The organism is Citrobacter sp. wls826, assembly GCF_005281245.1.
GTDB classification, from domain to species: Bacteria; Pseudomonadota; Gammaproteobacteria; order Enterobacterales; family Enterobacteriaceae; genus Citrobacter; species Citrobacter braakii.
In genome coordinates this window covers 242,040-245,372 of the sequence record NZ_SZWS01000018.1, presented here as the reverse complement: position 1 = coordinate 245,372, position 3,333 = coordinate 242,040, and the positions used below count along the sequence as shown (strand labels likewise).

The window sequence follows — 3,333 nt, the reverse complement described above, 5'->3', positions numbered from 1 at the left end:
CCAACCCAGCCAGTGGCTGGCGCGTCAGCGTCGGTTGCTAAAGCACGCACCTCATTTGGCATTTTAGGGGCAATCAGCCTCTCCCATCTGCTAAACGATATGATCCAGTCGCTGATCCTGGCGATTTATCCGCTATTGCAGTCAGAGTTCTCGCTGACGTTTATGCAGATAGGGATGATTACCCTGACCTTCCAGCTTGCTTCCTCACTGCTGCAACCGGTTGTGGGTTACTGGACGGATAAATACCCGATGCCGTGGTCGCTGCCCATTGGGATGTGCTTCACGCTGAGTGGGCTTGTTTTGCTGGCCATGGCCGGCAGTTTCCATATGGTCCTGCTCGCCGCAGCGCTGGTTGGTACCGGCTCTTCGGTATTTCACCCGGAATCATCCCGCGTGGCGCGAATGGCCTCCGGCGGTCGTCACGGTCTTGCCCAGTCAATTTTCCAGGTTGGCGGCAACTTCGGTAGCTCTCTGGGACCGTTACTGGCGGCTGTCATCATCGCGCCATATGGTAAGGGTAATGTGGCCTGGTTTGTGCTGGCTGCGTTATTAGCGATTGTCGTTCTGGCGCAAATCAGCCGTTGGTATGCCGCGCAGCACCGGATGAGTAAAGGAAAACCGAAAGTCGCCATCGTGAATCCGTTACCACGGAATAAAGTGGTACTGGCGGTAAGCATCCTGCTGGTGCTGATTTTCTCCAAATACTTCTATATGGCGAGCATCAGCAGCTATTACACCTTTTATCTGATGCAAAAATTCGGATTATCGGTACAAAATGCCCAGTTTCACCTGTTTGCCTTCCTGTTTGCCGTCGCAGCCGGGACGGTGATTGGTGGACCATTGGGCGATAAAATTGGCAGAAAATATGTTATTTGGGGCTCTATCCTCGGCGTAGCACCCTTTACCCTCTTTTTACCCTACGCAACGCTGGAATGGACCGGGATTTTAACCGTGATCATTGGTTTTATCCTCGCATCGGCGTTTTCTGCCATTCTGGTCTACGCGCAGGAGCTGCTTCCTGGCCGTATCGGCATGGTTTCTGGGCTATTTTTCGGTTTTGCCTTCGGCATGGGCGGCTTGGGAGCCGCGGTGTTAGGGCTGATTGCCGACCATACCAGCATCGATTTGGTCTACAAAATATGTGCTTTCCTGCCACTACTGGGGATACTGACCATATTCTTACCTGATAACCGACATAAAGCGTGATTTCCTGACGGCCAAAAGTAAATTTTGGCCGTCAGACTTACAGTAGCCATCAGCCTTTGCCTCTCACATACCGCTGTACTTTTCCGATCCGTGCTTTTTTACGTCTAAAATCCTATTTTCATCAAAATTCAATAATTATTCACAAACAAAAACATCAAAATTGTCATAAACTATTACTCGTCGTTTGAGTTTTCAGGATTATCACAGCAACCAAAGGAGACGGAATGCATCACGCCACCCCGCTTATCACCACCATTGTCGGCGGCCTTGTGCTCGCTTTTATATTAGGCATGATTGCCAATAAACTACGTATTTCTCCTCTGGTGGGATATCTGTTAGCGGGCGTTCTGGCCGGTCCATTTACACCTGGTTTTGTTGCTGATACCAAGCTAGCGCCTGAACTGGCCGAGCTTGGCGTAATCCTGCTGATGTTCGGCGTGGGGCTGCACTTTTCGCTGAAGGATTTGATGGCGGTAAAGTCTATCGCCATTCCCGGCGCGATTGCCCAGATAGCGGTGGCAACGCTGCTGGGCATGGCGCTTTCAGCAGTGATGGGCTGGTCGCTGATGGTTGGGATCGTGTTTGGTCTGTGTCTTTCAACCGCCAGTACCGTGGTGCTATTGCGTGCGCTTGAAGAAAGGCAGCTCATTGACAGTCAGCGCGGGCAAATCGCCATTGGCTGGCTGATTGTCGAAGACCTGATGATGGTGCTGACGCTGGTTCTCCTGCCAGCCGTCGCTGGAATGCTGGAAAAAGAAGATGTCGGCTTTGCCTCGCTGGCCGTAGATATGGGCATTACCATCGGTAAGGTGGTGGCGTTTATCGCAATTATGATGCTGGTTGGTCGTCGCCTGGTGCCGTGGATTATGGCCCGCAGCGCCGCAACCGGCTCACGCGAACTGTTTACCCTGTCAGTCCTCGCCCTCGCATTAGGTATTGCATTTGGCGCAGTGGAGCTGTTCGATGTCTCCTTTGCACTGGGGGCATTCTTCGCCGGCATGGTGCTGAACGAATCTGAACTGAGTCACCGTGCGGCGCATGACACCCTGCCGCTGCGCGATGCGTTCGCCGTACTGTTCTTTGTTTCCGTCGGGATGCTCTTTGATCCCATGATTCTGATTCAGCAACCGCTGGCGGTGCTGGGCACGCTGGCGATTATCATCTTTGGTAAATCCCTTGCCGCCTATTTCCTGGTGCGCCTGTTTGGTCACTCCCAACGCACAGCGCTCACCATTGCCACCAGCCTGGCGCAGATTGGTGAATTTGCCTTTATCCTGGCGGGTCTGGGCATGGCGTTAAACCTGCTGCCGCAGGCCGGACAGAATCTGGTGCTGGCGGGGGCGATCCTGTCCATCATGCTTAACCCGGTGCTGTTCGCGGTGTTAGAAAAATATCTCGCCAAAACAGAAACGCTGGAAGAACAGACGCTGGAAGAGGCTATTGAAGAAGAGAAGCAAATTCCGGTGGATATCTGCAATCACGCCCTGCTGGTTGGCTTTGGGCGCGTCGGTAGCCTGCTGGGCGAGAAATTGATGGCTGCGGGGATCCCGCTGGTAGTTATCGAAACCTCACGCACCCGAGTGGATGAACTGCGCGAGCGCGGGATCCGCGCGGTGCTGGGGAATGCCGCCAACGAAGAAATTATGAATCTGGCGCATCTGGATTGCGCACGCTGGCTGCTGCTGACCATTCCCAATGGCTATGAAGCGGGTGAAATTGTCGCTTCAGCACGCGAGAAGTGCCCGTCGATTGAAATTATCGCCCGCGCGCATTATGACGACGAGGTGGAATACATTACCGAACGCGGCGCCAATCAGGTCGTCATGGGTGAGCGTGAAATCGCCCGTACCATGCTGGAGCTGATTGAAACGCCGCCTGCTGGTGAGGTGGTCGTTACAGGCTGATGTCGTTGCCGGATGACGCTATCGCTTATCCGGCATGTGCATGATTTAACGATCCCAGTACGACTCTTCGAGGCTATCTTCACGTTCCGGCAAACCGCGCGTCAGGCGCGGGGAATGCTGGTTCAGCACCTGATAACTCACGCGATTCGCATATTTACACACCTGGGCTAACGACGAATAGGTCAGCCAGGTGAACTTGTGCTTGCTGGAGTTAGGCACGTTG

General features: G+C 53.6%; 2 protein-coding genes and 1 pseudogene. 2 read left to right on the top strand and 1 reads right to left on the bottom strand.

Annotation, left to right across the window (positions count from 1 at the left end):
- Both FDW87_RS03850 and ybaL read left to right on the top strand, forming a co-directional pair.
- Positions 1–1,206, top strand: a 1,206-nt coding sequence (locus FDW87_RS03850; RefSeq protein ID WP_137379483.1) for an MFS transporter, incomplete at its 5' end; no start/stop codon positions are given.
- Positions 1,207–1,430: 224 nt separating this feature from the next.
- Positions 1,431–3,110 carry a YbaL family putative K(+) efflux transporter gene (gene ybaL / locus FDW87_RS03845; RefSeq protein ID WP_016152087.1) on the top strand — a complete coding sequence of 560 codons (1,680 nt, stop codon included), beginning with the start codon at positions 1,431–1,433 and terminating at the stop codon, positions 3,108–3,110.
- A 45-nt stretch (positions 3,111–3,155) separates the two neighbouring features.
- Here the strand turns inward: ybaL and FDW87_RS21715 are convergent.
- A pseudogene (locus tag FDW87_RS21715) lies at positions 3,156–3,333 on the bottom strand (inosine/guanosine kinase); the annotation flags it as partial.